1 protein-coding gene is annotated in these 1,939 nt (G+C 61.5%); it reads right to left on the bottom strand.

All coding sequences use genetic code 11. The annotated features are described in order from the left end of the window. Positions 1–1,856, bottom strand: a 1,856-nt coding sequence (locus I5W_RS28360; protein WP_305809665.1) for a T6SS effector BTH_I2691 family protein, incomplete at its 3' end; no start/stop codon positions are given. Positions 1,857–1,939 lie beyond the last annotated feature (83 nt).

Below are 1,939 nucleotides of genomic sequence, written 5' to 3'. Positions count from 1 at the left end.
GACCTTGGTTTCCTGGTCATTCCCAGCGAAGACGGGCGCACGCCTTGCACCATCGCATCCAGCGCCTCGCCGATGGGCAACTTCACGGAGATCGTCACGTAGCGCTCCGCAGCGGGATTGATCATCATCTCCATGATCGCGGCAGTGCGGATCTGGACCGTGATGACGCGCTGAACCTGCGTGACGCTGGCCACCGGTGCGCCCAGTCTGGTCGCCTGCGTGGGGTCCAGCAAGGTGGCCTGCAAATGGACCGCCTGCTCCTGCACCTGCAACAAGCTGTGGACATGCGCCTCATGCAGGTTGCGCTGCCCCTGTAACACCTCCTTGATCGCTTCAGGCAACTGGTTGACCAGCCCATTGATCTTCTCGCTGACATCCTTGCGTTTTCCGGGGTCCGACAGGATGGCCTCGTACAGATCCCATGGCTCCAGCATGGCCCGCTCCAGCCAAGTGACGGGTGCCTCCGGGTCCTTGCCATAAGCCCGCGCCAGTTCCCTGGACGAGATCAGTGAAATCGCGCCACCGCCCCAGGCCTTCTCCACAGCGCCCAACCGGTCCAGATACTCGAACACCTGCTGCATGGCGCTGCCATATGCGCTCGATACCGACCTCAGGGAAAGCCTTTCATCGAAGTCGTGGCGCAAGGTCACCGCCAGCGCACCACTGGTGAGCCAGCGCACATGGTCGCCATCCACCTGGGCCAGGTACGTCTCCCAGCGCGCCATGCCCGCCCGGAAATCCTGGCGGAATGGCTCAAGCTCCTCCATGCGCAACTTGCCGTGGTAACGCTCGATGCGTGAACGGGCTTTTTGTTCGGCGACCGACTCCAGTTTTCGTTCCGACTGAGCCGGCGGCGGTGTGACGCGATAGGTCACCGGCTTGCTGTCGTTGCGAGTGATCTTGGTGCCGATTGGATAGTAGGCTTTACCACTGGCCCGCTCCCGGGCACGGATCTGCTCAAGCTCGTCTTCACTGATGAGGTGATGGTGGCGGTAGCCGCCGGCATCTTGAAGAGTCTTCTGGTCCGCCAGCCGGGCGGCGACGACCCAGCTCTCGATCATCTCCACATGCAGCGCCGAGCGCAGTTTCCAGCTACGCAAGGGATCAAAGCCGGTGCCGTCGGGATGCGGCCCGCCGGCGACCCACGCCTTCTGCGATTCCAGCGCACACAGACGCAGATGATTGTGCTGTTCGATCACGCCCACATCATCGGGCAGCATCACCAGCAGCGACTTGTTGACGTAGAGCGTAGGATGGCTCAGTTTTTCAGTGGCGCGCACCGCCTTGTCCATGGCCGCTGCTTGCCCGAAACGTTCTTTGTCCAGCGGCTTGAGCGAAAATTCGAACGCTTTGACGAAAGCCGCACTGCCCTCTTTGACGAAGTCGGCAACGTGTTGTTCGAGGTTGGCTGCAGTGAGAGGCAGACATCCGGACTGGGGAAACTCACTCTGCTTGATCCACTTCGCGGGATGAATCTCGCGGCCACGCAACGTGCGCAATTTTTCCTGTCCCACTGGTTTGCCATCTGGCCCCGGCAGATCCACCATCGGATTATCCGCATAACGTTGCAGGACCGGAGGCGACCATAACCGCGGCGTATATGCCAGCCATACGCTCGGTATATCCTTGGCGCCGTTGATGCTGATCAGAGGGGCTTCCAGATTGGCTGCGCCGCGCGAACAGGTCTTGGGGGCCGCTGCCGTCAGGAAACCGGTCACCAGCGCCGCATATTGCTTGACGCTGACCTGGTGCATGATCTTGCGCGCAAGGCCATTGCCCATGACTTGCCAGATATCCCAACGCTGGCTCTGTGCGAAGTAGAGCATGAAGTAGCCGCTGCGAGCCAGGCGCGCCACCGGTACGGTGGCTTCACGCTTGATCGCGGCAAAGCCGGTATCGAGCACGGACGACCATTGATGACCGGCGCGCTGTAGCGTCG

Origin of the sequence: Herbaspirillum sp. B65, from assembly GCF_000333555.1 — a bacterium.
GTDB classification, from domain to species: domain Bacteria; phylum Pseudomonadota; class Gammaproteobacteria; order Burkholderiales; family Burkholderiaceae_D; genus Herbaspirillum; species Herbaspirillum rubrisubalbicans.
Note: the sequence above shows the minus strand (reverse complement) of the source record. Positions and strands in the feature narration are given on the sequence as shown.